At 34.0% G+C, this 23,601-nt stretch carries 23 protein-coding genes; 3 read left to right on the top strand and 20 right to left on the bottom strand.

The window, feature by feature from the left end:
* Positions 1-262: 262 nt before the first annotated feature.
* From D7D81_RS13040 to D7D81_RS20165, 5 genes are all read right to left on the bottom strand, one after another.
* Entirely contained in the window at positions 263-1,237 is a 975-nt protein-coding gene (locus tag D7D81_RS13040) for a hypothetical protein (RefSeq protein ID WP_125990533.1), read from the bottom strand.
* A gap of 140 nt (positions 1,238-1,377) precedes the next feature.
* A complete protein-coding gene (locus D7D81_RS13045) occupies positions 1,378-2,265 on the bottom strand; it encodes a PHP domain-containing protein (RefSeq protein WP_125990534.1) in 888 nt (295 codons plus the stop codon).
* Between the two features lie 685 nt (positions 2,266-2,950).
* Entirely contained in the window at positions 2,951-3,166 is a 216-nt protein-coding gene (locus tag D7D81_RS13050) for a hypothetical protein (RefSeq protein ID WP_125990535.1), read from the bottom strand.
* A 438-nt stretch (positions 3,167-3,604) separates the two neighbouring features.
* Positions 3,605-3,919 (bottom strand): hypothetical protein, encoded by a 315-nt coding sequence (locus tag D7D81_RS19935; protein WP_125990536.1) that lies wholly within the window; start codon positions 3,917-3,919, stop codon positions 3,605-3,607.
* Positions 3,916-4,044, bottom strand: coding sequence for a hypothetical protein (locus D7D81_RS20165; RefSeq protein ID WP_286169693.1), 129 nt, complete (start codon positions 4,042-4,044; stop codon positions 3,916-3,918). Before D7D81_RS20165 ends, D7D81_RS19935 begins: the two co-directional genes overlap by 4 nt.
* A gap of 575 nt (positions 4,045-4,619) precedes the next feature.
* Here D7D81_RS20165 and D7D81_RS13060 point away from each other — a divergent pair.
* Positions 4,620-4,826 (top strand): LLM class flavin-dependent oxidoreductase, encoded by a 207-nt coding sequence (locus D7D81_RS13060; RefSeq protein ID WP_125990537.1) that lies wholly within the window; start codon positions 4,620-4,622, stop codon positions 4,824-4,826.
* A gap of 584 nt (positions 4,827-5,410) precedes the next feature.
* Here D7D81_RS13060 and gyrB read toward each other — a convergent pair.
* Entirely contained in the window at positions 5,411-7,324 is a 1,914-nt protein-coding gene (gyrB, locus tag D7D81_RS13065) for a DNA topoisomerase (ATP-hydrolyzing) subunit B (protein ID WP_125990538.1), read from the bottom strand.
* A 156-nt stretch (positions 7,325-7,480) separates the two neighbouring features.
* Between gyrB and gyrA the strand changes: the two genes are divergently transcribed.
* A complete protein-coding gene (gene gyrA / locus D7D81_RS13070) occupies positions 7,481-9,871 on the top strand; it encodes a DNA gyrase subunit A (RefSeq protein ID WP_125990539.1) in 2,391 nt (796 codons plus the stop codon).
* Between the two features lie 56 nt (positions 9,872-9,927).
* Here the strand turns inward: gyrA and D7D81_RS13075 are convergent, their stop codons facing one another.
* The 9 genes from D7D81_RS13075 to D7D81_RS13120 all read right to left on the bottom strand — a co-directional run bounded on the left by D7D81_RS13075 (position 9,928) and on the right by D7D81_RS13120 (position 16,875).
* Positions 9,928-10,524 (bottom strand): cell wall hydrolase, encoded by a 597-nt coding sequence (locus D7D81_RS13075; protein WP_125990540.1) that lies wholly within the window; start codon positions 10,522-10,524, stop codon positions 9,928-9,930.
* Between the two features lie 14 nt (positions 10,525-10,538).
* Complete coding sequence (locus tag D7D81_RS13080; RefSeq protein ID WP_125990541.1) at positions 10,539-11,360, bottom strand: S-layer homology domain-containing protein; 822 nt, start codon at positions 11,358-11,360, stop codon at positions 10,539-10,541.
* A gap of 17 nt (positions 11,361-11,377) precedes the next feature.
* Positions 11,378-13,363 (bottom strand): cohesin domain-containing protein, encoded by a 1,986-nt coding sequence (locus tag D7D81_RS13085; protein ID WP_125990542.1) that lies wholly within the window; start codon positions 13,361-13,363, stop codon positions 11,378-11,380.
* A 44-nt stretch (positions 13,364-13,407) separates the two neighbouring features.
* Positions 13,408-14,340, bottom strand: a complete 933-nt coding sequence (locus D7D81_RS19590) for a TonB family protein (RefSeq protein ID WP_164522253.1) — start codon at positions 14,338-14,340, stop codon at positions 13,408-13,410.
* 3 nt (positions 14,341-14,343) lie between these two features.
* Positions 14,344-14,748 carry an ExbD/TolR family protein gene (locus tag D7D81_RS13100; protein WP_125990544.1) on the bottom strand — a complete coding sequence of 135 codons (405 nt, stop codon included), beginning with the start codon at positions 14,746-14,748 and terminating at the stop codon, positions 14,344-14,346.
* A complete protein-coding gene (locus D7D81_RS13105) occupies positions 14,729-15,385 on the bottom strand; it encodes a MotA/TolQ/ExbB proton channel family protein (RefSeq protein ID WP_286169699.1) in 657 nt (218 codons plus the stop codon). The genes D7D81_RS13100 and D7D81_RS13105 overlap by 20 nt, the downstream gene beginning before the upstream one ends.
* A 138-nt stretch (positions 15,386-15,523) precedes the next feature.
* The gene (locus tag D7D81_RS13110) at positions 15,524-15,694 is read right to left on the bottom strand and encodes a hypothetical protein (protein ID WP_164522254.1); all 171 of its coding nucleotides are present in this window, start codon (positions 15,692-15,694) and stop codon (positions 15,524-15,526) included.
* Between the two features lie 60 nt (positions 15,695-15,754).
* A complete protein-coding gene (locus tag D7D81_RS13115; protein WP_125990546.1) occupies positions 15,755-16,288 on the bottom strand; it encodes a spore maturation protein in 534 nt (177 codons plus the stop codon).
* A gap of 5 nt (positions 16,289-16,293) precedes the next feature.
* Entirely contained in the window at positions 16,294-16,875 is a 582-nt protein-coding gene (locus D7D81_RS13120; RefSeq protein ID WP_125990547.1) for a nucleoside recognition domain-containing protein, read from the bottom strand.
* Between the two features lie 175 nt (positions 16,876-17,050).
* Between D7D81_RS13120 and D7D81_RS13125 the strand changes: the two genes are divergently transcribed.
* Positions 17,051-18,487: a DDE-type integrase/transposase/recombinase gene (locus tag D7D81_RS13125; RefSeq protein ID WP_125988725.1), complete on the top strand. Its 1,437-nt coding sequence runs from the start codon at positions 17,051-17,053 to the stop codon at positions 18,485-18,487.
* A 661-nt stretch (positions 18,488-19,148) separates the two neighbouring features.
* Here D7D81_RS13125 and D7D81_RS13135 read toward each other — a convergent pair.
* From D7D81_RS13135 to recA, 5 genes are all read right to left on the bottom strand, one after another.
* Positions 19,149-19,409, bottom strand: coding sequence for a stage V sporulation protein S (locus D7D81_RS13135; RefSeq protein WP_125990548.1), 261 nt, complete (start codon positions 19,407-19,409; stop codon positions 19,149-19,151).
* Positions 19,410-19,513: 104 nt separating this feature from the next.
* Entirely contained in the window at positions 19,514-20,290 is a 777-nt protein-coding gene (locus D7D81_RS13140; RefSeq protein ID WP_125990549.1) for a TIGR00282 family metallophosphoesterase, read from the bottom strand.
* 71 nt (positions 20,291-20,361) lie between these two features.
* Positions 20,362-21,906: a ribonuclease Y gene (gene rny / locus D7D81_RS13145; RefSeq protein WP_125990550.1), complete on the bottom strand. Its 1,545-nt coding sequence runs from the start codon at positions 21,904-21,906 to the stop codon at positions 20,362-20,364.
* Positions 21,907-22,048: 142 nt separating this feature from the next.
* The gene (locus tag D7D81_RS13150) at positions 22,049-22,537 is read right to left on the bottom strand and encodes a regulatory protein RecX (protein WP_205739217.1); all 489 of its coding nucleotides are present in this window, start codon (positions 22,535-22,537) and stop codon (positions 22,049-22,051) included.
* Positions 22,521-23,516 carry a recombinase RecA gene (gene recA / locus D7D81_RS13155; RefSeq protein WP_286170403.1) on the bottom strand — a complete coding sequence of 332 codons (996 nt, stop codon included), beginning with the start codon at positions 23,514-23,516 and terminating at the stop codon, positions 22,521-22,523. Before recA ends, D7D81_RS13150 begins: the two co-directional genes overlap by 17 nt.
* Positions 23,517-23,601: the final 85 nt, after the last annotated feature.

The following is a 23,601-nucleotide window of genomic DNA, read 5'->3' on the forward strand; positions in this document are numbered from 1 at the left end:
TTTACGCTTAACATCTATGGTTACCCAATAAATGTCCAAAACTCGCTATGAGTGGTTTGCTAAACCTTCCTCAGTAGGAATCCCACCTACTATATGATATGCTCTTTTCTTGGCGCACCGACTGCCCTTGCCGAATGAATTTGGGTGGAACGATAGTGGAACCTTAAACCTCATGTTAGTGATGTATGGAGCCCAAGCATACCAAAATGGGAGGTTCGGGGAGGGAGCCGTTTTGTTATGCGCTAATCATTCTTTATACTTATTATTTAATATTACAATTTTTCAGAATACCTAGAATGTAAACTGTCTGATCTATTTTTCTATTTATTTGTTTTCTCCAATTATCTGATAATCTCTGTTTAGTTAATGCCTTTCCTAAATCCCAAAAATCATTATCTTCATTTAATCTTAATAACCAATTAATCTCATCTTTAAACTCTTCATAAAATCCATCTAATTTAGATAAATATGTCATCACAACTATCCAGTCCGATAATTCACCCACATTTACTATATCCTTAGGATGCTTTTTCAAATAAGCAGTAGTATAAAAAACATTTTTCTCATATGTATGAAGCCAATTTAAATATTTCTTTTGTAAATCATCTGATAATCTATGTCTATTATTCGTAAGAAGAATAACACAATTTATAGAATTTAAACCAATATAACTATTATGAATATCTACACCTATAATTTCTTTAGCTATTTCATTAACTACTTCACTTTTATATTCTCCACCAGATAGAGTCTCAAATAATATTGTACTCCATTTCTCAACTATATCATTATATTTCTCATCTTCGCAACCAAACATAGATAATTTGGAAGTAATAAATAAATCAACACCAGCCAGAAACCATTTGTTCTTTTCCCATGCATCAGGCCAATGTAATCTTTTATTTAATAATTCTTCCATATAATTGCAAGCTTTATCTACCGGTCTATCTCCTCTTTTTAATCCTAAATTACTTAAGTATATAATAGCAGACTCAGTAGTTTTATATTTTTGCTTTATCTTAGTATTTTGTGAATGAAACCTACCCCAACTTCCATCTTCCCGTTGTTCACTAATAATATCTTGAACTCTTTTACTTTCATCTAACTCTTTTCTTAATTTCTTTATTTCTGTATCATTTTTATCTGTATCAAATATTTCAATCATAATTTTATATTTTACTACAGCACTATTTGTATTACTTAAAACTTTTTCTACTATATTATTAATATCTATCATTATATCACCTTTTTATTTTTTCCCATAATTAAATGAATCACTTATTCTAGTTATATCAAGCCCCTAGAAAAGTTGCTAATATTACTGCAAATAGTATAGATTTTAATAATTTCATGATACGTCCCCCTACACTCAAGGAATTATCGGTTTAATGCCCTTTTTAGTGCTAGTATAATGTCTTCTTCATTATTCTCACAGTTTGAATAACCTATTGATATACTGGGTTTTGTTTTCCCGTGAAAATCACTACCACAAGTTAAGAGCAATTTATGCCTTAGTGCAAATTCTTTATAAAATAACATTTGTTTTTTACTATGGTAACTACTATAAACTTCTATCCCTTTAATACCACAGCCAATAATAGCTTCTAGTAAAGCACCATTTTCTTTAATGTTGTTTCCAGGATGTGCTAAAACAGGTATGCCTCCATTTTTTTCTATAACTTTAATTGCTTCTTGTAATTTTATAAATTTTACTTCAGCATAGGCTGGCTTACCCTGGGCACAATAATCCCAATAAAAATTAACATAAGGGTTATCACTTCTAGAACCATGTTCATAATAAGACTTGAGTAGAGGGTTTGTATGTTCCTTATCAAATTGCATAGCAGCTTCAGCAATCATTTCACCAGTAACTATACCGTTCTTAGACAAGTCTGCAATAATTTCATCGGAAAAATCTATCCCTAATTCCCGAATCAATTTTATACGTTTCTGGGAAGCAGTTTGTTCTTGTAGTATAATATTTTTTTCAATTTCATTAAATATTGAGCTTTGATAGTCTATCCCATAGCCTAACACATGCAGGTTAACGGTATCAAAAATACAATCCAATTCTACTGCTGGAATTATTTCAATATCTTTATCTTTACAATACAATTTTGCTTCATGTATGGCTTTTATACAATTGTGGTCTGCAATAGAAAAATACTTTATTTTTCTTTCTAAGCATTGATCAACTAATGCTTTAGGTTCAAACTCTCCATCATTACTGTAGGATGAATGAATATGCAAATCTATATAACTCATCTTTAACCTCCATATCTTATTTTTAAAATCTTCAATGTCATCTAACGTCATCTCCGACTTTAACCTAACTCACGTCGACTATGCTACCTCATAGTTACTAGATAGTTCTCATTGAAAAAGTCGATATAAAATAATTATTTTTATCCAAAACCAAAAGGAAATCCCGATTGAATGTAAAATATAGTAAATAAGAACAAATACAAACTCAAATCAATAAAATCAAAAGAGTAGGAGGTTCGAGGAGGTGCCTGCTTTTTTGACATACACCCCGTATATTTTGTACTCTGAAGTTCAGGACATTTTAATCCAATATTGGGATGAGTTTGAGAAAAAATATCCTCTCCCCTAATGCCTTTAAAGTAGTACGAGCTTTAATAATTGCCGTACTTCAGCACTGGGTGGCCATAGTTAATCATATTTTAAAGCTCAAATGAAATCTCTTAAGATTCATTTGGGCTTTTGCTTTCTTGCAATTACGGAAATACTCCTGATTTGTTATGTGAAGTAGCTTGAACAATTATTTCCTACTGGTTGTGACAATATTTAACTATTAAATAATACAAAAGATTAATATTATCAATTGAAAATTTCATTTATAAATATCAATGTCTTTACCTATTCAAAATCAATTCAAAAATTAGTAGTTCCATCTAAGACCCTTTTTCGTTTTCAATTATAATAATTATCAAATTAATTTTCGTGCATCTAACCATTTTTTAAAATCTTTAAATGATTTTTTTCTAGCTGTTTTTTTATAAAGTAAATAATCAAAAAAATATATTGAAGTCCCTTTTGGAATATTTATGTCAAACAAGTGACTTCTAAATAATGAAAACCCCAAATTAATCCGAATAATACCTCTTATTTTTTTAGAACGTAAAAACTTTTCCCATAAGTTCATTTTATCTCCTCCAAATATAAGTTTACTTAAAGCTGGTCGTACTTTCACATACCGTCCCGAGTACTCCCGACGTTGTCGATCCTGAACAATTATATACAATCATAATTAACATAAGGATTGGCATGATTTTTTGCCCATATTACCCTAAAATGTAAAGCAAAAAACATGCCAAAGACAATGTCCCGCAGGGCCAGGCTGGTCTTGTGAGAATACTCTGTTGTTATACGCTGTTTGGCTACCTAGAACATTTAGGTATTGACGAAGTATATTGAATGTAATCTGGTAGGTCGGGAATCTCACAGCTCCTTTCCCCCATCAGAACTGTGCATGACAGTTTCCCTTCACACAGCTCAAGAAGTTATCAACCAACCCTCGGATTGGCAATAGTTATTATACCATCTGACTTTTGCAGAATAGGAGTCTGTTAACAGTAATCGGCTATGTCCCGAAGGGTAGCCACTCTTTGGCGTAACGGGAATACTCCGCTTTATAAATTTTAAACATATATCCATTTCTAAAATATTTACTGTCATCTTCATTGGTAGCCCTACTTCTAGGCATTAGCCTACTGATGGGTCTTTGAAATTCAGACGAAAAGTGAGAAAGCCATTTCATCAAAGTAGGTTCGATTCCTGCTCTCTTCATGGTGAAGTTCTCTGTTACTATACCATAAATAACATGTTTTATTCTATGGCTGATTATCTGGAATGATAATGCTAAAAGATCAAGATCGGAACCATTCTTCAACCTCACCCCGGAGCTACAGAGTCAAAGATTATATATTCCTCAATAGGATAATATCCTTTAGCCAGTTCAGTTTTTAAAGCCTCCAAAGCTTGCTGCTGCTTGGAAGATATCCTTAACTTTTTAGCACTCATCTGTTATTCATCCCATATCTTGAGATTTACTTTATAATACCTTACTATATATTATATATTCTTAATTTATAGTATTTTTCCTGCATCTCTCAATCATAGCCGGATTTTTATTAATTTCATAGTAAACTTAATTATCTCAACAATTATATAGGTTTTTATTTAATAAACTCACTTTTTTCAAGAATCAAGCATAGCAAATAGTTTATAAGCATCTTTAAAGCCCTGCCAATACCTAATTCTTTCGGCAATAACTAGATTACTACCTACGAAAAATCCAATTCTAATAAAAGTTTTTGTTTCTCCTCAGATAAGTTCTTACTTATTTGAGGATATAATTATGTTTGCCTCAAATTCTATTGTCTTACTTTCCTTTTAATATTTTTTAATAAATTAATCAGCCTCCTTATTCATAAGTAATATAATTCTATAGTTATATTAATAACTTATTAGTTTGTTTTATAACTTTATTATAATATTATCTCATTTTATTGTCAATACTTAAATATAATTTTCATAACTGAATCGTTTGCTTATTGACTATCAGCTTAGTATAATAATTGTAAAGGAGGTTGTTTATGAGCATCAAAAATGAAATAAAAGCAAAAATAATAGAAACAGGCTGGACTATTAAAGATGTTGCTGCTGAATTAGGGAAAAGATATAATAGCAATTACTCCCCTGAAAATTTAAGCAATAAATTACGACGAGGTACTATACAATATCAAGAAGTAAAGGAAATTGCAGATATCATTGGCTATGAAATAAAGTGGAATAAGAAATGATTCTAGGATAAGCACATAATAAAATCTTAGTTATCAATTACAGAGAATTTAGATTTATTATTCATGGTTTTTATATGGCTATATGAAAACATTATATTGAATTGTAATTGATGGATAAGTATCAAGCTTAAAATCTCCTTGATTATTAACAAATTAGTCCTTTATGATAGAAATAATAAGACCCTGGATCCTAAGATTCCAGGGTATGATCCGCCAATATTATTTTTTTAGTCTATCTTATAAATAATTTTACCTAATCATTTACCTTAGCTAAAAAAAAGCTTTTATTTCTTCGGCATCCTTATAGCAAATTTGACATTTTGTACTTCCGATATCAATATGAAAGGGATATCTTACCTAAACTCCATAATCGCTTAGATTATACACTCATCTATAATATCTTTAAATGAATCATCATATTTTTGACACTCCCTATTTAACACTATTAAATACTATTAAATCGTGTGTCTTTTTAATTTTGCGTTATCTGTGCTTTACCCCAGTCAGAACTAGCCTGATTCAAGGGATAATTACATTTAAAATGTCTTTCCGGGTTAAGTGGGTATATCTGATTTCCAACACAATTAAAGATCCAGTTCTTCAACCATTTCAGCATTTTCTATAATAAACTCCCGGCGGAGGCTAGCATTTGAGCCCATTAAATGAGTAAATACCTCATCTGCTTCAATTTCGTCATCAATTTCAATTAGCTGCAACTTCCTCTTTTCTGGGTCCATGGTTGTCTCATATAACTGCTTAGGATTCATTTCACCAAGACCTTTATACCGTTGGATTGAAATTTTTTTCTCTGGATTTTCCTGTTTAAAATTAACTAATTCCTGATCAGAATATAGATATTGTTCATTACTCCTCCAGGATACTTTATACAAAGGGGGTTGGGCCAGGTATACATGACTATTCTCAACCAGTTCAGGCATATAGCGATAAAACAATGTTAAGATTAAAGTAGCAATATGAGCACCATCTACATCTGCATCTGTCATAATAATAATCTTATGATACCTTAGTTTATTTATATTAAACTCTTCTCCAACACCAGTACCTAGAGCAGTAATAATTGTTACAATCTCATTATTATTAAGAATTTTATCCAATCTTGCCCTTTCAACATTTAATATTTTACCTTTTAGAGGTAAAATAGCCTGAAAATGCCTATTGCGCCCCTGTTTAGCTGAACCTCCGGCAGAATCCCCCTCAACAATAAATATCTCACTTTCTTCTGGTTTTCTACTGGCACAATCAGCCAGTTTCCCAGGGAGGGAATTACTGTTTAAGGCATTTTTTCTTCTGGTTAGTTCTCTGGCTTTTTTAGAGGCTTTACGGGCCCTTACTGCCTGCAGGGCTTTATCAACAATTGTTTTCCCTACCTCTGGATTGGAATCAAGATATAGGCTTAGATATTCATACACAGAACTCTCAACAATGCTCCTTAATTCACTATTACCAAGCTTGGTTTTCGTTTGACCTTCAAACTGTGGATCTGGTAATTTAACATTAATAATAGCCGTAATACCTTCACGAACATCATTACCATTTAGAGTCGAATCTTTTTGCTTGATGAGTTTATTGTTTCTGGCAAAATTATTTATAGCCTTTGTCAGTGCTGTTTTAAACCCGGTTACATGATAACCACCATCAATAGTATGTATATTATTAGCATAGGAAAAAATCCTTTCTGAATATCCATCATTATACTGTATTCCCATTTCAATATAATAATCATCTATCTTTTCTTCCTGATAAATAACCTGTTTATTTATCACATTTCGATTTTTATTTAAATATTCTACAAAAGCCCTGATCCCACCATCATACTGATATTTTTCCTCTTTAGGTTCTTTCTCTCTATTATCTTTTAAAATCAGGGTTAATTCTTTATTTAAAAAAGCTGATTCCTGAAAACGATGTGCCAATGTTTCGAACTTAAATTCAACAAGTTCAAATATTTCTGAATCAGGCATAAAAGTGATAGTTGTTCCACTATAATTAACACTGCCCTCTTTAGTTAATTCAGTAACCGGTAGTCCTCTTTCATAACGCTGGATATATTTATTGCCATTCCAACAGGTAGTCAATTCTAACCACTCTGATAAGGCATTTACTACTGAGACACCTACACCATGTAAACCACCAGATACTTTATAACTATTACTATTAAATTTACCCCCAGCATGTAATGTCGTCAAAACAATCTGGGCAGCTGGCAATCCTGTATCTGGATGAATATCAGCCGGAATCCCACGACCATTATCCTGTACAGTCACACTATTATCTTCATTAACAGTTATTGTAATCTGATTACCATGACCAGCCAGAAATTCATCAATACTATTATCTACCACTTCCCAGACAAGGTGATGTAATCCTTTAATACCTGTACTTCCTATATACATTCCAGGTCTCTTTCTTACTGCTTCTAATCCCTCAAGTATTTGAATCTGTTTAGCATCATATACCTGTTCCTCAAACAATGACATGACTTACACCTTCCTTCTTCAATCTATTATAACAAAAGAGATAATATTTTACCACCATTTAAATGGTTTTGTTTGACGTAGTCCATAATATATGGAATAATAGATATTGTAAATAATTATAATACATAGTGTTATATTTTGAAAGGAGTAATTTATATGACAGAAAAGATTACCCCCATAGCTATTGAAGATAAAATGCGGGAGTCTTACCTAAACTATTCTTTAAGTGTTATTGCCTCCAGGGCCCTCCCGGATGTCAGAGATGGGTTAAAACCTGTTCACAGGCGCATACTTTATGCTGCCCGTGAAATAAGCCTTTTTCATAACAAACCCCACAAAAAATCTGCCAGGGTAGTTGGTGAAGTACTTGGTAAATATCATCCTCATGGTGATGCAGCAGTATATGCTGCTATGGTTAGAATGGCACAGCATTTTAATCAGAGGTATCAATTAATAGATGGTCACGGTAATTTTGGGTCAATAGATGGTGATAGTGCCGCAGCTATGCGCTATACTGAAGTTAGATTAACCGAGTTGGCCGAGAGTATTCTCTCTGATATCAATCTTAATACTGTAGATTTTACTGATAATTTTGATGGTTCACTACAGGAACCTGTTATTTTACCCTCCAGAATCCCTAACCTACTGGTTAATGGTGCCAGTGGTATTGCTGTTGGCATGAGTACAGATATACCACCACATAACATCAATGAAACAATCGATGCCTTACTCCACCTCTTAAAACACCCTAATGCCAGATTAGAAACACTGATGAAGTACTTACCTGGACCAGATTTCCCTACAGGGGCGCAGATTGTGGGGAATAATGGCATTATTGATGCTTATAAAACCGGCAAAGGTAAAATTATCCTGAGAGCTAAAACCAAAATAGAGAAAAAAGGTAAAAAAACAAATATAATTATTACTGAAATACCCTACCAATTAAATAAATCTCGTTTAATTGAAGAAATTGCTGATCTTGTCAATAGTGGTAAAATTGATGGTATCTCTGACCTTCGTGATGAAACTGACCAGGAAGGCATCAGAGTTGTTATTGAATTAAAGGCTAATACAGATACTGAACTAATTTTAAATAGGCTATACAAATATTCCTCAATGCAGACCTCTTATCGCATCAATATGTTAGCACTGGTTGGCCAGAAACCCCTTACAATGAATCTAAGGACAATCTTACAACATTTTATTGACTTTCGACGCAAGGTTATTACCAGAAGAACCAAACACAAACTTGAAAAAGCCACTATGAGACACCATATTTTAGAAGGGCTTATTAAGGCTATTGACAAAATGGATCTCGTAATATCTATCATTAGAAACTCTCAATCAACCAGTGAAGCAAGGAAAAATCTAATTAATAAGCTGAAGATAAGCCAAGAACAGGCAACTGCTATCCTGGAAATGCAGCTCCAACGCCTGGTAGGTATGGAAACAGAGAAATTACTGGCTGAAGCCAAAGATTTAGCTGCTGATATAAAAACATATCAAGCCATACTGAATAATCAAGATAAGCTGGATGATTTATTGAAGGATGAATTAAATGAAATAAAAAATAGATTTAGTGATAAAAGAAGAACAGAAATAATAGCTGATGAAAAGAAAGCCCAGATTTCTGAAGAAGACCTTATTAAAGATAAAGATGCTATTATAACTTTTTCCTACCGTCAGAACATAAAACGAACAAATTCTAAAGAATATGCCAGAACCAGTAAAAAAGATTATATTACTACAGTATTAAAAGGCAGCAGCCTGGATCCCCTTCTATTCTTTACTAATACTGGTGATGTCTATACTATTCCTATCCATAACATTGAAGAACACCACGGTTTATCTACAGGAGAAAGCATTAAGAAATATTTAAAAATCCCTCTAAAAGAAAAGATTGTTAATATTATTTGTCTAAATGAAGAAATCAAGCAGCAGTACATTACAATTACTACCAAAAATGGAATGGTTAAAAAGACAGCCGCTAAAGAATATTTTACAAACTATAATTCAATAAAAGCTATTAATCTTAAGAAAAAAGATGAAGTTGTTGATGTCTTTATAAGTGATGGGAATCAGGAAATAATGCTGGCTACAAAAGCTGGCCAAACCATTAGATTTAATGAAAAATCCGTAAATGATACAGGCAGAAATACCATGGGCAAAATTGGTATCAAACTTGAAAAAAACGATAGCATTGTTAGTTCCAATCTACTCAATGATAATGACTTTATTATAGCTATTTCAACAAGTGGGAAAGCCAAAAGAACAGCAATTAAAGAATATAAAGTTCAAAAACGTAATGGAAAAGGTCTTAAAACCTGTGGTTCGAAAATTCATCAGATGGCTGCTGTTTTAAGTGTCCCCCAAGATAAACATATTTTAATCGTCAGCAGTGATGAAAGATTATTTCCAGTAACTGTTAAAGATATAACCGAAACACAGCGTGATGGTAACATGTTTCAGTTAATTGACCTTAATGAAAATGAAGAAATTACTGGAGCATATATATTACCTGTTTATAATGAAAATAATCCTGAATAATATCAAAAAGGACTATTGCATCTCTAGACAATAGTCCTTTATTATATTCGTTTATTTTATTTAGCAAATACATGATTACCAATAACTACAGTTTTTTCCCTGGTAGATAACCACCATAATGTCTCAGCTGTTTTCGGGTTATAGAAAAAGAGAGCACCCCTTGAAGGGTCTTTCCCATTTATAGCATCTCTGGCTGCCCGGTATGCCGTATCATTAGGTCTAAGATTAATCTGTCCATCTGTTACTGACGTAAATTGCCCGGGTTGATATACCACATCTGTTATTGTATCTGGAAAACCAGGGTTTTTTACCCTGTTTATAACAACCGCTCCAACGGCAACCTGCCCTTCATAAGCCTCTCCTCTTGCCTCAGCATAAATAACCTTAGCCAACATGTCTATCTCATTACTATCATAATCAGGATTATCTATATCTATCCTGACACTACCCTTCCCTGAATCACTTGATTGAGCAATTTTAGATAGGATAATTAATAATAGGGCAACCCCCATCCCACGATAAATATCATCGTTTTCAATAGAGGCCTTTACTGTTTGACATGTAGTTATAGGAGATATTACCGGAATAATAGCATAAAACATAAGTATGATTAAGGTGAAAATACTTATCTGTCTCAAATATTTCCGAAACATATCCCTACCTCCATTTAGTTGCCTAATAATAACAATAATAATGCAATTCCACCAATAGCATAGATTGCCTTTTCAGAATTATTTTTCTTGCTTTCCAGTTCTTTTATTTCACTATTTTTATCATTGACTTCACCTTTCAAGCTGTTTACTTCCCTTTGTAGCGAATTTATCCGAGCTTGATTAACCGATATATTATCTTTCAATTGTTCTATTGTTTCATTAGTGGACTGTAATTTCATATCTTCCAGAAGACTCAATCTCTCATTCATATCTTCTTCCAGTTCCACCACTTTGGCACGTAGATCCTGTAATTCTTCTTCCAGTGTTTTTATCTTAATAATGTTTTCAATAATCCTGGAGACATCATCTTCTACATTACTTACACGGGTATCTACTTTTTTTACACTATTATTTAAAGAAGCTATATCAATATCTTTTATCTCTGTCATAAATTCATCCTGGATCATATCCTTCTTCTGCAATTCCTCAATCTGTTCTTGAAAGGCATCTCCACGTACAGCAAGATCAACTAATTCTTCCTGAAACTCAACAGATAACTTTCTGATTAAATTCATATCATTTTTATTAACCTGTGTCCCAGCATCATTGATCCCTTCCAGTATACGGGCCAAAATCTCTGCCAATTGATAGCGTGAAACCTTATCCTGTCCCCTGAACGTACCATCTTCATGTAATGATAATAACCCTGCATCAACAAGTTTTTTTACACTTTGATATGCCCAGTGATCAGTAGGTACATCCTTAAAACCATCGGCTCTGACAAAACATGAAATAAGCAATATAAAAACCATCATTAAAACTATAATTCTCTTCATTATTCTCTCCTCCAAATTTAGAAATTAAGATCCCTGGTAATAACCTCAGATTCTTCATTGTCAATAATAAAAGTGGAATCACCCCAGCTTATTTGATTATTACCTTTCTTTAAAACCTTGAAATGTAAAGTCGCTAATGTCCCTCTATCTATCTCAGTTGGGATTATTTCACTAAGATGGATAATACCTTTTTTGCTGGTATCAGGTTTATCAAAAGGTAAAAGTTTATTATCTTTCAAGAAAATATTACCACGTGAAACATGAACTAACTTCAAATACTCAGGGTCATAATTAATAATTGAATCAAGTAAATCAAGCCCCTGGATGTTTTCGCCAACAATATCAATACTTATATAATCCCCTTCTTCTATCTCTTCATATTCATTTAGCTTGAGATAAAAATAAGGGTCTAACACAGGAATATCTAAGTCATCAAACCTGTCAATTTTTTGATAACCATGTAATCCTCTATTATCTATTGCTACAGGGAGTTTGCCATCAACTTCCAGGGCTTTAATCTTCCAATTCACCTTGATTTCTTGCCCTGCTTCCAAATTACCAGGATATTTTCTAGCCCGCTCTTTAGTGGCCAACAGTAACCCTGGCGGCAGAAATAGTTCAGTAGAAAGATCATAAAGGGTAGAACCCCCTACATTTTTAAAAACAGCCTGAATATCAAACGGATTAGGAACAAGGCGTCCATTATCTACATTCAATTTATCAATTAAATTAAGTCTGGTTTTAAGCTGTGGTGGGCCAACAAAAATAATCTCCCTCTTAACCTGATTAGAATCCGTATTATCTGCCTCAACTTTAACTGTATACTGAGTTTCTGGAGGTAATGATTGATCGTTATCAGCAACATACCAGATAAGCTGTACTATCTCCCCTGCCTCCATATCACCAATCTTTTTCTCTTTATCATCAACATTCAGACTATCAGTGATATCTAAATTAACTCTTACATTTTTAGCTGTAATCTCTGAAGTGTTTTCAATATAGGCTATGATTGGGAATGTTTTATCAGGTCTATCAAATGTTACTTCTGCTGGTGAAGTTACACCTAAAGAAATAAGACCAGGTACTATCGTAATACCCCCTAAACCATATCTTGTGATATAGGTCTTTGTCTCACCTGGTTTTATCATCTCTGGTACCCAGTACATAGCTATAGCACTATCAATCTCAAACTCACCCTTACGTAAAAACTCTTCACCTGGGTTAAAATCAAAATCCCATACCCCATCAGCTAAACTACCCCAGTCAGCCAGATAAACCTTATCAGGGGAGGTAACACCAGGACCAGTAAAAGTACCCTGTGAAGTAACTGTTGGATTACTTATACTATCAAAGGCCTGCCAGAACTCTGGTAATTGTTTTTTATAATAAAGCCTATCACTTACTACTGCATCCTCACCAATGCGGAATGGAGCACCATCATTTTGACCTAACATTGTATCAAGCATTATTCTCAAACCAACTTTTTCATTACCATTACCTAGATTCTCAACTCTGTATTTAATCTGAACAGCATCATATAAACCAGTAGTTGAACTCTTTACAATGCTTAGTATTTGTTCAACCTTAATACTGTCTTTAATCATTATTTCGGTATGAATACCATCATCTAATAAGTAAGGTTTTTTAATTAGTTCACCATATTTACCTGATTTTCCAGCTCGGCGTCCTGATTCCCCTCCAAATACATACTTTTCATTATTTAACCAGATACTGGTATATGATGTCCATGGTTTAGGTCTTCCGTAAATAAGGGGTTTATTATTATCATTATTACGGAAAGGAGCACCACCGGTAGTTTCTATAGCAAAACGGCCCATCCCATTTTCATCCATGTTTACTACGATGACAATATAATCATTACCAAGCCGGAGATTATTGTATTGGTCTATTTCATCAAAGTTATCTCCTTGTCCAATTGCTGTAATAGTAGTGATAAATAATAATATTAAAATTGATAATGTTAAACAAACCCCTTTTCTCACATTCTCACCTCAGTTCATCTTAATTTATAATATAGATATTTTAGCTATTCAAACTCGAGATTTTGCAATTCTACACTAACATGGGAATTATTGTTTTCATCCATATTGTAATTTATTATAATTTCAATAGTATATGCTTGTTGATAATCTTTAAAACTCCATCCCCGTTCCACAGTTAAACCTGCAATCCGGTCCATTTGTTCTATACCAGAGGATTTAATAAGTTCCATTTCTGTAATTTCTCCAGAGGTATTAACCTTGACCTTATAAATAACAGTACCTGTCAAGGCCTTACTAACTAGATCCTTAGGATAAGCTGGTGTTGGAGCACCAATTACCAGATCCCCGGCAGTAGGTGGTGGAGGTGGTGGTGGTTCTTCAACATGATTTCCTTCAACATTTCCAGACTGGCTACTACCATTAACTTGCTCATTTGTCCCAGATGCCCCCTCCCCTTTATTGCCATCAACCTCAACCTCCATATCACTATTTTCACTACTTAAGACTTCTGGCTCTGGTTCAGGTTCAGGTTCTGGCTCTGGCTCTGGTTCAGGTTCAGGTTCTGGCTCTGGCTCTGGTTCAGGTTCAGGTTCAGGTTCAGGTTCTGGTTCAGGTTCTGGCTCTGGTTCAGGTTCAGGTTCAGGTTCTGGCTCAGGTTCTGGTTCAGGTTCAGGTTCTGGCTCAGGTTCTGGCTCAGGTTCTGGCTCAGGTTCTGGCTCAGGTTCTGGTTCAGGTTCTGGTTCAGGTTCAGCTTGTTTAATATTTGTCCTACTTTCTTCAACTGTACTCCTATCATCAGTAATAGTTGAAGGTGTCCTGTATTCAATACGCTGAACAAAACTAAATTCCCTCTTTTGTCCATCATTTCCCATAACACCTAAATTCCCGTAGGGAAAAACAATCAATAAAAGAAGATGAAATACAATTGATAAAATTAGATATACTATTAAACGGTCCGGATCCTTTTGATAACGCATAGCTTAATACTCCTTTTTTTCAGCAGCCAGTGCCAGTTTATAGATCCCTGATTGACGCAAATTATCCATCACAGCAATAATATCTTTGTATAATACCTGTTCGTCTGCATTTATAATAGCAATAGTATTATTATTATTTTGGTAATATGTGGCGGCAATCTCTCTTATTCTATTAATGGAGATTTTTTTATTTTCATAATATAAATCACCATTTTCACTTATATCAATTATTAAATTATCACTATCCTGTTCAGAAACAGTAACAGCTTTAGGTAATTGAAGGTCTATACCTGTAGGAGTTGTTCTAAAGGTTGTAAAAAGCATAAAAAAGACCAGCAAAAAAAAGATTACATCAATCATTGGTATAATATTAATCGATGATTTCTTTTTAAGAGTAGTCTTGAACATCAATTTCACCTCGATTACCAATTACATCCATAATATCTACCATACTTAGATTCATTTCATGGGCTTTTGTTGCTACTGTATTTGTAAAATAAGAATAAAATATTGCTGATGGTATAGCAATTATAAGTCCGATAGCAGTACTAATTAAAGCAGCCGCAATACCTCCACTAATTTGAGCAGGATTAGCAGCACCAGCTGCAGTTCCAAGTATATTAAAACTATTTATTATTCCCAATACTGTACCCAGCAGTCCTAATAAAGGAGAGATCATTGACACTACATCAAGAATAGGTAAATGTTTTTCCATTTTTTTGATCTCATCTTCCCCCACAGCCTGTAAAACCTCTCTAATCCGTGCAGGGTCTTCACTATGATGAGATAAAGCTGTGGCAAGAAGCTTTGCATTAGGTCCTTTTTCTCCTTTTAACTCATTAAGGGCTGTTAAAATATCGTTCTGCTCAACTAGTAGTTCTATTTTTTTTATTAAACGAAAACTACTATCGCGATAACGCATGAAAAATATTAATTTCTGTAAAATTACAGCAAAACTAAAAATAGAGGCAATCATTAATGGTATTGTCATGGGCCCACCTAATGCCAGAAAACTATATATTTTACCTAAATTCAATTCTACCACTCCTTTTATACTTGTCCTATAATTATAAATTCTACATCTAAGAGAGTTTTCCTGCCTATCTATTTAAAATTTAAAAAAGCCTTTAATCTTTAAGACTAAAGGCCTGAATAATATCTAGTAAAATTATATATTATTTATCTATGCGTTATTATTAACTGTCATGTATTTTGCATCATGTAAAATTTCATTTATTTCCTGATTACTTATTTCAACCCCTCTTTCATTAATCAATTTTTTTATATTTTTATCATATACAGTAGTATATTCCATAAAGGTTTCTTCTAATTTTTTCATATAATCAAGCCCCAAGTTTTCACACTCCCATCTATTTTTACTTATATTATTTCTATAATAAAAAATTTTATTCATTTATAAAAACAATAATTTACAAACAAATACTGCCGCAAAAAAACCAGCAATATCGGCTAATAAACCTACAGTTACAGCATATCTATATTTTTTTATACCAATAGCCCCAAAATACACAGCAATTATATAAAAAGTAGTTTCAGTACTTCCTTGTATAGTAGAAGCAAGTTTACCTATAAAAGAATCTGGACCAGAGTTTTTTAGTAAATAACTTGTGTATGAAAGTGAAGCATTACCAGAAAGAGGTCTTAAAAACAATAATGGCAGAACATCATCAGGTATTCCTAATTTTTTTGTAACTGGATTTATCAAATTAATTAATAGATTCATAGCACCTGAAACTCGAAAAATATTAATTACAATCATCATAGCCAGTAAATAGGGAAAGATCTTTAAAACTGTTTTAACCCCACCCTTTGCACCTTCAACAAAAACATCATATACCTTTACACCTTTTAAAAAACCATATAATGGTATGATAAGGATTAAAATTGCTATACTCCAGTTAGAGATCCCTTTTATTATCTCAAACAATCAACTCACTCCCTGGTAAAAGCCCTGAAAAATCTGTCAAAAAATAAGGCGGTAACCGTTGAAATGCTTGTTGCAAAAATACTACTCACTATTATTATTGTTGGATTATTTGAATTACAGGCAACCCTTAAACTGATTATTGTTGCCGGAATGATTGTTATACTGGAAGTATTCAGGGCAAGTAACGTACACATAGCAAAACTGGCTCTTTCTTTTTTTGGATTAATATCCTGTAATTCCTGCATTGCTTTAATACCTAAAGGAGTAGCAGAGTTTCCCAGACCCAGTATATTGGCTACCATATTTAAAACTATAGCCCCCCTTGCTGGATGACCATCTGGTATTCCAGGAAAAATTAAATTAATTAATGGTTTAATTAATCTCCCCAACAGCTGAGTAAAACCAGATTTCTGGGCAATATTCATGATTCCCAACCAAAGCGCTATGGGTCCTAATAAATCTATTGTTAGTCTTACACTATCTTCAGCACCCTGAAAAATTGCCTCTGAGACCTTATCTATCTGCCCAGTAATCCCCCCTACTATAAATCCAGTAATAATCAATCCCAGCCACAAATAATTAATCATAAACCTCCCCCCAGTAATCACTTCGTAATGTCAAAAATATTTTAAAATATATTGTCAAAACCCTATTATAGTAGGGATTTGATCTTAAATACTTGTCACCCCCCCTCTTTTTGAGGTATATTTAGGTTGCTTATTTACCTTTTTAAACCACAAATAGAAAAGGCGGTGACAAACTTTGAAACAAATTATTAATGTCTTACTTACTTATATTCAAATTCAATATCATATTATTTGCTATCTCTTGACTTTACTTGTTAGTAAAGACTTCATGCCCAAAGATGAGATTCCCATCAGCAAGAAATATCATCATCTTCAAGTTGATGATTTACCCATTATTGAAGTCCTGGAAAAGCTTGATTACCAAAAACTAATAATTGCTTACGAACAGGAACATGGTAAACCTCTTAAACCTGTCAGACGCCGTAACGCCAAATACAAAGTTCCTGAGTCTATGACCTGCCCAAGATGTGGTGCCCCACATATTTATCTTTATGATAATACTGGTGGTCGTGGTCAATATCTCTGTAAAATTTGTAAGACTAATTTTAATGATAAAATTCGCTTTTCTAAAACTGTTATCTTTAGGTGTCCCCATTGCTCTCGTACTCTAGAACAAATTAAAGAGCGTAAGAATTTCTATATCTACAAATGCAAGAATGATGACTGCTCTTTTTATCTTAAAAACCTTAGATCCATGAGTAAAGAAGAGAAAAAACACTTTAAAAAATATCCCCATAAGTTTAAAGTTAGATACATTTACAGAGAATTTGACTTTGACTTTCAACCATTGAGCAAGGAGTCTCCAGATTTACCTAAAGTTGATATCTCAGGAATACATTCTTCACCACATACTCTGGGGTTAATCCTTACTTACTATGTTAATTATGGTCTTTCTTCTCGCAACGTAGCTGCTATCATGGAAGATGTTCATAATGTTAATATCTCTCATCAAACTGTAATTAACTATGCTGATTCAGTTGGTTATCTAGTTAAACCCTATTTAGATAATTATCCTTATGAGCTTTCTGACTCTTTCTGTGGTGATGAAACCTACATTAAGGTTTATGGCAAGTGGCAGTATATTTTCTTCTTCTTTGATGCTGTGAAAAAGATTATTCTATCTTACCATGTCTCACCTAATAGAGATACACCTTCTGCAATTAAAGCTATTAATGATGTCCTTACTAAGATGGATACTATCCCTGATAACCTCAACTTCGTAGTTGACGGTAATCCTATCTATCTTCTGGCTAAACATTATTTCTATCAACAGGGTATTAATTTTGATATCACCCAGGTTCTCGGCCTTACTAATGACGACCCTGTCTCAAAGGAAAATCGACCTCTAAAACAAATTATTGAAAGACTCAATAGAACTTTTAAAAAAAGCTACAGATCAAGATGTGGTTTTAAGTCTTCTAAAGGATCAGTATCATACGTGAACCTTTTTGCAGCATACTTCAATTTCTTAAGACCACATTCAGCTCTAGAGAAAAAAGTACCTGTAACTGTACCTCAGCTTATTAATCTGCCTAACATGCCTGCAAGATGGGGCAAGCTGATTGAACTAGCTCAAGAGCATATACTCTACGAGCAACAGCATTCTGCTTAATCTTTATATCTATTTAGCAGAACCCGAGGCAGCTAAAAGCTTTATCTAAGCATTGGCGAAGCGAACCCTTTACAAACCGAACCAGACAAATGCTAAAATTGAAGTACGAGGGTTGGCTAATTTGCTATGCTCTTTATATCCATCCCCTTCAACCTCGGCTACTTACCAGCAGCATTTGGATGGTGTTTGTCAAGGGTTATGCAACGATCCAACCAGTAAAAATTACTTAAAAGACTAAAATCTGTCTCCAACATCACTTTTTCATAGATTTTTTGACACTACCAATCACTTATAAAATTGAACCAATTCCCCCAGAATATTTTATTAATATCTCTCCTGGAATAAACATTTTTATAAAGCATCTCCTTTAGCTTATTTAACTTAGCAATATTTTCCAAACCAACCGTAATACTTTTAATCCATCATAATCTGTACTTAAGTATAATATAATTAATACCTATAAGCTTTCTAATATAATCTATATGCTTAATTACATCTATTATTTCTGCTTTAGCAGAAATATTTAAAAAAGCTGAGTATCCCTGACTGCCTCTGCCCCCTCAACACCATAATAGCTCCATAAATCCAGACATAAAATAACCCCCCCAAAAATACAAAAATCCTGCTTGCCCGGCGGACAAACAGGTCAATTACAAATATATTATCGCGGTTCTACAATTAATTTGATAGCTGTTCTTTCTTCACCATCAATCTCTATATCTGTGAATGCAGGAATACAAATCAGGTCAATTCCACTGGGAGCAACAAACCCTCTTGCAATTGCTACTGCTTTTATACCCTGGTTCAAAGCCCCAGCCCCAATAGCTTGTAGTTCAGCACTACCTCTTTCTCTTAATACACCAGCTAATGCGCCAGCTACTTTATTAGGGCTCGATTTTGCTGATACTTTTAATACTTCCATGATAGTAAAAAACCTCCTTGTATTGTTAAATTTAACTATTCTTATATATTATATTAGTCACTTATAAAAAAATTCCTGCAAGTTTAGTAAAATAATTCTAAAAATTATTTCAAAGAGGTTTGATGTATTCGTAAAACACTTTCTGCTTTTCCTGTAGTGTCATTTATATCAACTAAAAGGCCTTCCAGCTGATAGAGACCCCTGGCCACTTTAAAACGTTGAGGTATCTGATATCTAAACCTTTCAATTACACTAGTTTTAGACATACCCAATATCGAATCAACAGCACCTGTCATACCAAGATCAGTAATATAAGCTGTCTGCTGTTCTATAATCTTTTCATCAGCAGTCTGTATATGGGTATGTGTACCAACAACACAGCTGACATCAGCAGTTACATAATGGGCAAATGCTAACTTTTCACCAGTAGCTTCAGCATGAAAATCAATTACTATTAGATCGGATTCCTTTTTTATATTAGCTATTTCCTGTTCATATTTATCAAAGGGAGAATTATTATCCATAAAGACCTGGCCTATAAAATTCACAACAGCAAGTTTTTTATTATTTATTGCAAAAACCCGCCAGCCTGAACCAGGACTACCCAGGTTATAGTTTAACGGCCGAACAATTGCATACTCATCAATAATATTTAAAATATCTTTATTATCCCAGGTATGATTACCCATAGTTAAACAATTAATCCCATAACTATAGAGTTCTTGAGCCACTAATTTAGTTAATCCAAAACCACCAGCTGCATTTTCACCATTAGCAATTACAAAATCAAAACCATGCTTTTTCTGAAGGTCAGGCAATATTTCCTTAACCGCTTTCCGACCAATACGTCCAACTATATCACCTATAAAGAAAATTCTCATTTTTATCCACCTTATATTTTTAGCTTTATTCTAAAAAGGGCCCCTGCAAAAGGAGCCCGGATATTCATATATTATTTTGCATAATCAACAGACCTGGTCTCTCTAATAACAACAACCTTAATCTGTCCAGGATAGTCAAGACTTTCTTCAATTCTCTTCGATAAATCTCTAGCAACTTTCGAAGACTTGGAATCATCAATCTTATCAGACTCAACAATTACCCTGATTTCACGGCCAGCCTGTATAGCATAAGCCTTTTCAACACCATTATATGTGTTGGCAATATTTTCTAATTCTTCAAGACGCTTGATATATGATTCCAGCGTTTCCCTTCTGGCCCCAGGTCTTGCAGCTGAAATTGCATCTGCAGCTGAAACCAAGACAGCTTCTATTGATTCAAATTCAATATCTCCATGATGAGCACCAATAGTATGAATTACTTTATCAGATTCTCCATATTTGCGGGCAAGGTCCATACCAATTTTGATATGCGGCCCTTCAACCTCATGATCAATCGATTTTCCTATATCATGCAGTAATCCACCCCGTTTAGCAAGAGTAATATCAGCACCTAATTCAGCTGCCATAATTCCTGCTAGATATGAAACTTCCAGTGAATGCTGTAACACATTTTGTCCATAACTGGTCCTAAATTTTAGCCTTCCCAGTAATTTAACCAATTCTGAATGAAGACCGTGTACTCCCGCATCAAAAGTAGCCTGTTCACCAACTTCTCTAATATGTGTGTCCAGTTCTTTCCTGGCTTTTTCTACCATTTCCTCTATGCGAGCTGGATGAATTCTTCCATCAACTATTAATTTCTCCAGAGCAATCCTGGCAATTTCTCTTCTCATGGGATCAAAACCGGAGATAACAACTGCCTCAGGTGTATCATCAATAATTAAGTCAATACCAGTTATACTTTCAAGTGTCCTGATATTACGCCCTTCACGCCCAATAATTCTACCCTTCATCTCATCATTTGGTAGAGAAACAACAGAGATGGTTGTTTCAGCAACATGATCAGCAGCACAGCGTTGGATTGCCAGTGAGATAATCTCTCTTGCCTTCTTATCAGCTTCTTCCTTAACCCTTGCTTCCTTTTCCTTGATCATTTTAGCAAACTCATGCTCTAACTCTTCCTCAACCTTTTTAAAAAGGAATTCTTTGGCCTCATTTTGCGTAAAATTAGCAATCTCTTCAAGGGTTTTTAGCTGCTTTTCTTTCAAATTTACAATCTCTTTTTCCTGATTATTTAAATAATTTTCTTTATCACGTATACTCTGTTCTTTTCTTTCAAGTGTTTCCGTTCTGCGGTCTAAAGAATCTTCTTTATGAAGGAGTCTATTTTCTAACTTCTGCAATTCACTCCTTCTTTTTTGATTCTCTTTATCTGTTTCTTCTTTAATTTTATGGGCTGATTCCTTAGCTTCAAGGATTAATTCCCTTTTTTTTGATTCTGCTTCGCGTTCTGCCGTCTCACGAATTTTCCTAGCTTCCTGTTCAGCAGACTGTATTTTTGCTTCCGCAATATATTTTCTAATAAAATACCCGATAATAATACTGGCGGGTACAGCAACTACTACATACAATACACCTCCATTAATCGTATTCACCTCCCATCAAACAATATTTAATTAATTTATATACAAAGTCAAACAAAATCGGGAAAACGCCTGTTATTATTTTATCTCTTTTATCCCTGACTGTCAAGAAACTTAAACAAAAGATAAGCGGTATAAAGCCGAGGATAATCTTTTATTGATTTTTTTCTATTTTTAAGACAACTATATTAACTAAATCAAAACTAAATCCTTTATTACGTAAATACCTTTTTAATCTTAAAAAATACTCTGCTTCATTATATTTATCTATCGAATGGGATTTTAACCATTTATTTGCTAATCTTTCAGCCATTTCCTTTTCATTGCCATCTGTTAAAAGTTTGTTTAAGACACTAGCAATAACCGCTGGTTTAACACCCTTATTTTTTAATTCTTTTTTTAAGTAATACCGCCCCCGCGGCTTATTAGCAATTCTATCCCGTATCCACATCTCAGCAAATCTTTTATCATTTAGATAGTCTAAATCCTTCAACCTTGCTATAACCTGATTAATAATAGCCCTTTTATGTCCTTTTCTTAATAGACGTTTTTTAAGTTCATTTTCACTCCTTTCCCGATAAGAAAGGAGATTAAAGGCATCATCCTTAGCAGATTGAAGGCAGTCATCAAGATTCTTCCTCACTGGCAGCAACCTCTTCTTCATCTAATAAACCTAATGAACCCCTGATTTTTTCATCTACCTCTTTTAAGATATCTCCATTATCCTCCAGAAATTTCTTGGAGTTTTCCCGTCCCTGACCAAGTCGTTCATCACCATAAGAATACCAGGAACCGGCCCGATCAATAATACCGGTCTCAACCCCCATATCAAGTATACAACCAGAAGCAGAAATGCCGGTCCCATACATAATATCAAACATAGCCTGTCTAAATGGTGGGGCTACCTTGTTTTTGACAACCTTTACTTTAGTTTGAGCACCAATAGACTCATCACCATCTTTAATTGCCTGAGCCCGCCTTATCTCCATTCTTACAGAAGAATAAAACTTTAAAGCCCTTCCACCTGGAGTTGTCTCCGGGTTCCCAAACATAACCCCAACCTTTTCCCTGATTTGATTGATAAAAATACAAATAGTCTTGGATTTACTTATTGCCCCCGAAAGCTTACGCATGGCCTGTGACATTAATCTTGCCTGTAAACCAACATGACTGTCTCCCATCTCTCCATCTATTTCTGCCTTTGGAACCAGAGCAGCTACCGAATCAATTACAATAACATCTATAGCATTACTCCTCACTAAGGCTTCAGCAATTTCCAGGGCCTCTTCCCCATTATTTGGCTGTGATATCAAGAGATTATCAATATTAACCCCCAGGTTTTCCGAATACTTTGGATCAAGGGCATGTTCTGCATCTATAAAAGCAGCTATCCCACCCTTTTTCTGGGCTTCAGCTATAATATGTAAGGCTAGTGTCGTTTTCCCAGAGGATTCTGGCCCATATATCTCAATAATCCTACCCCTAGGAACCCCTCCTACACCAAGGGCTATATCAAGCGGAAGAGCCCCTGTAGGTATAACCTCTACATTCATTGCTTTAGCCTCTCCCAATCTCATAATTGAACCTTGACCAAACTGTTTTTCAATTCTTTTAATCGCCATGTCAAGCGCTTTTTCTTTTTCGTTAACCACATTATTCACCTCGCAGATAATTTCCTTCTATAGAACATGTGTTTATAGCTCTATT

The organism is Halocella sp. SP3-1 (assembly GCF_003953885.1).
Taxonomy (GTDB): Bacteria; Bacillota; Halanaerobiia; order Halanaerobiales; family DTU029; genus Iocasia; species Iocasia fonsfrigidae.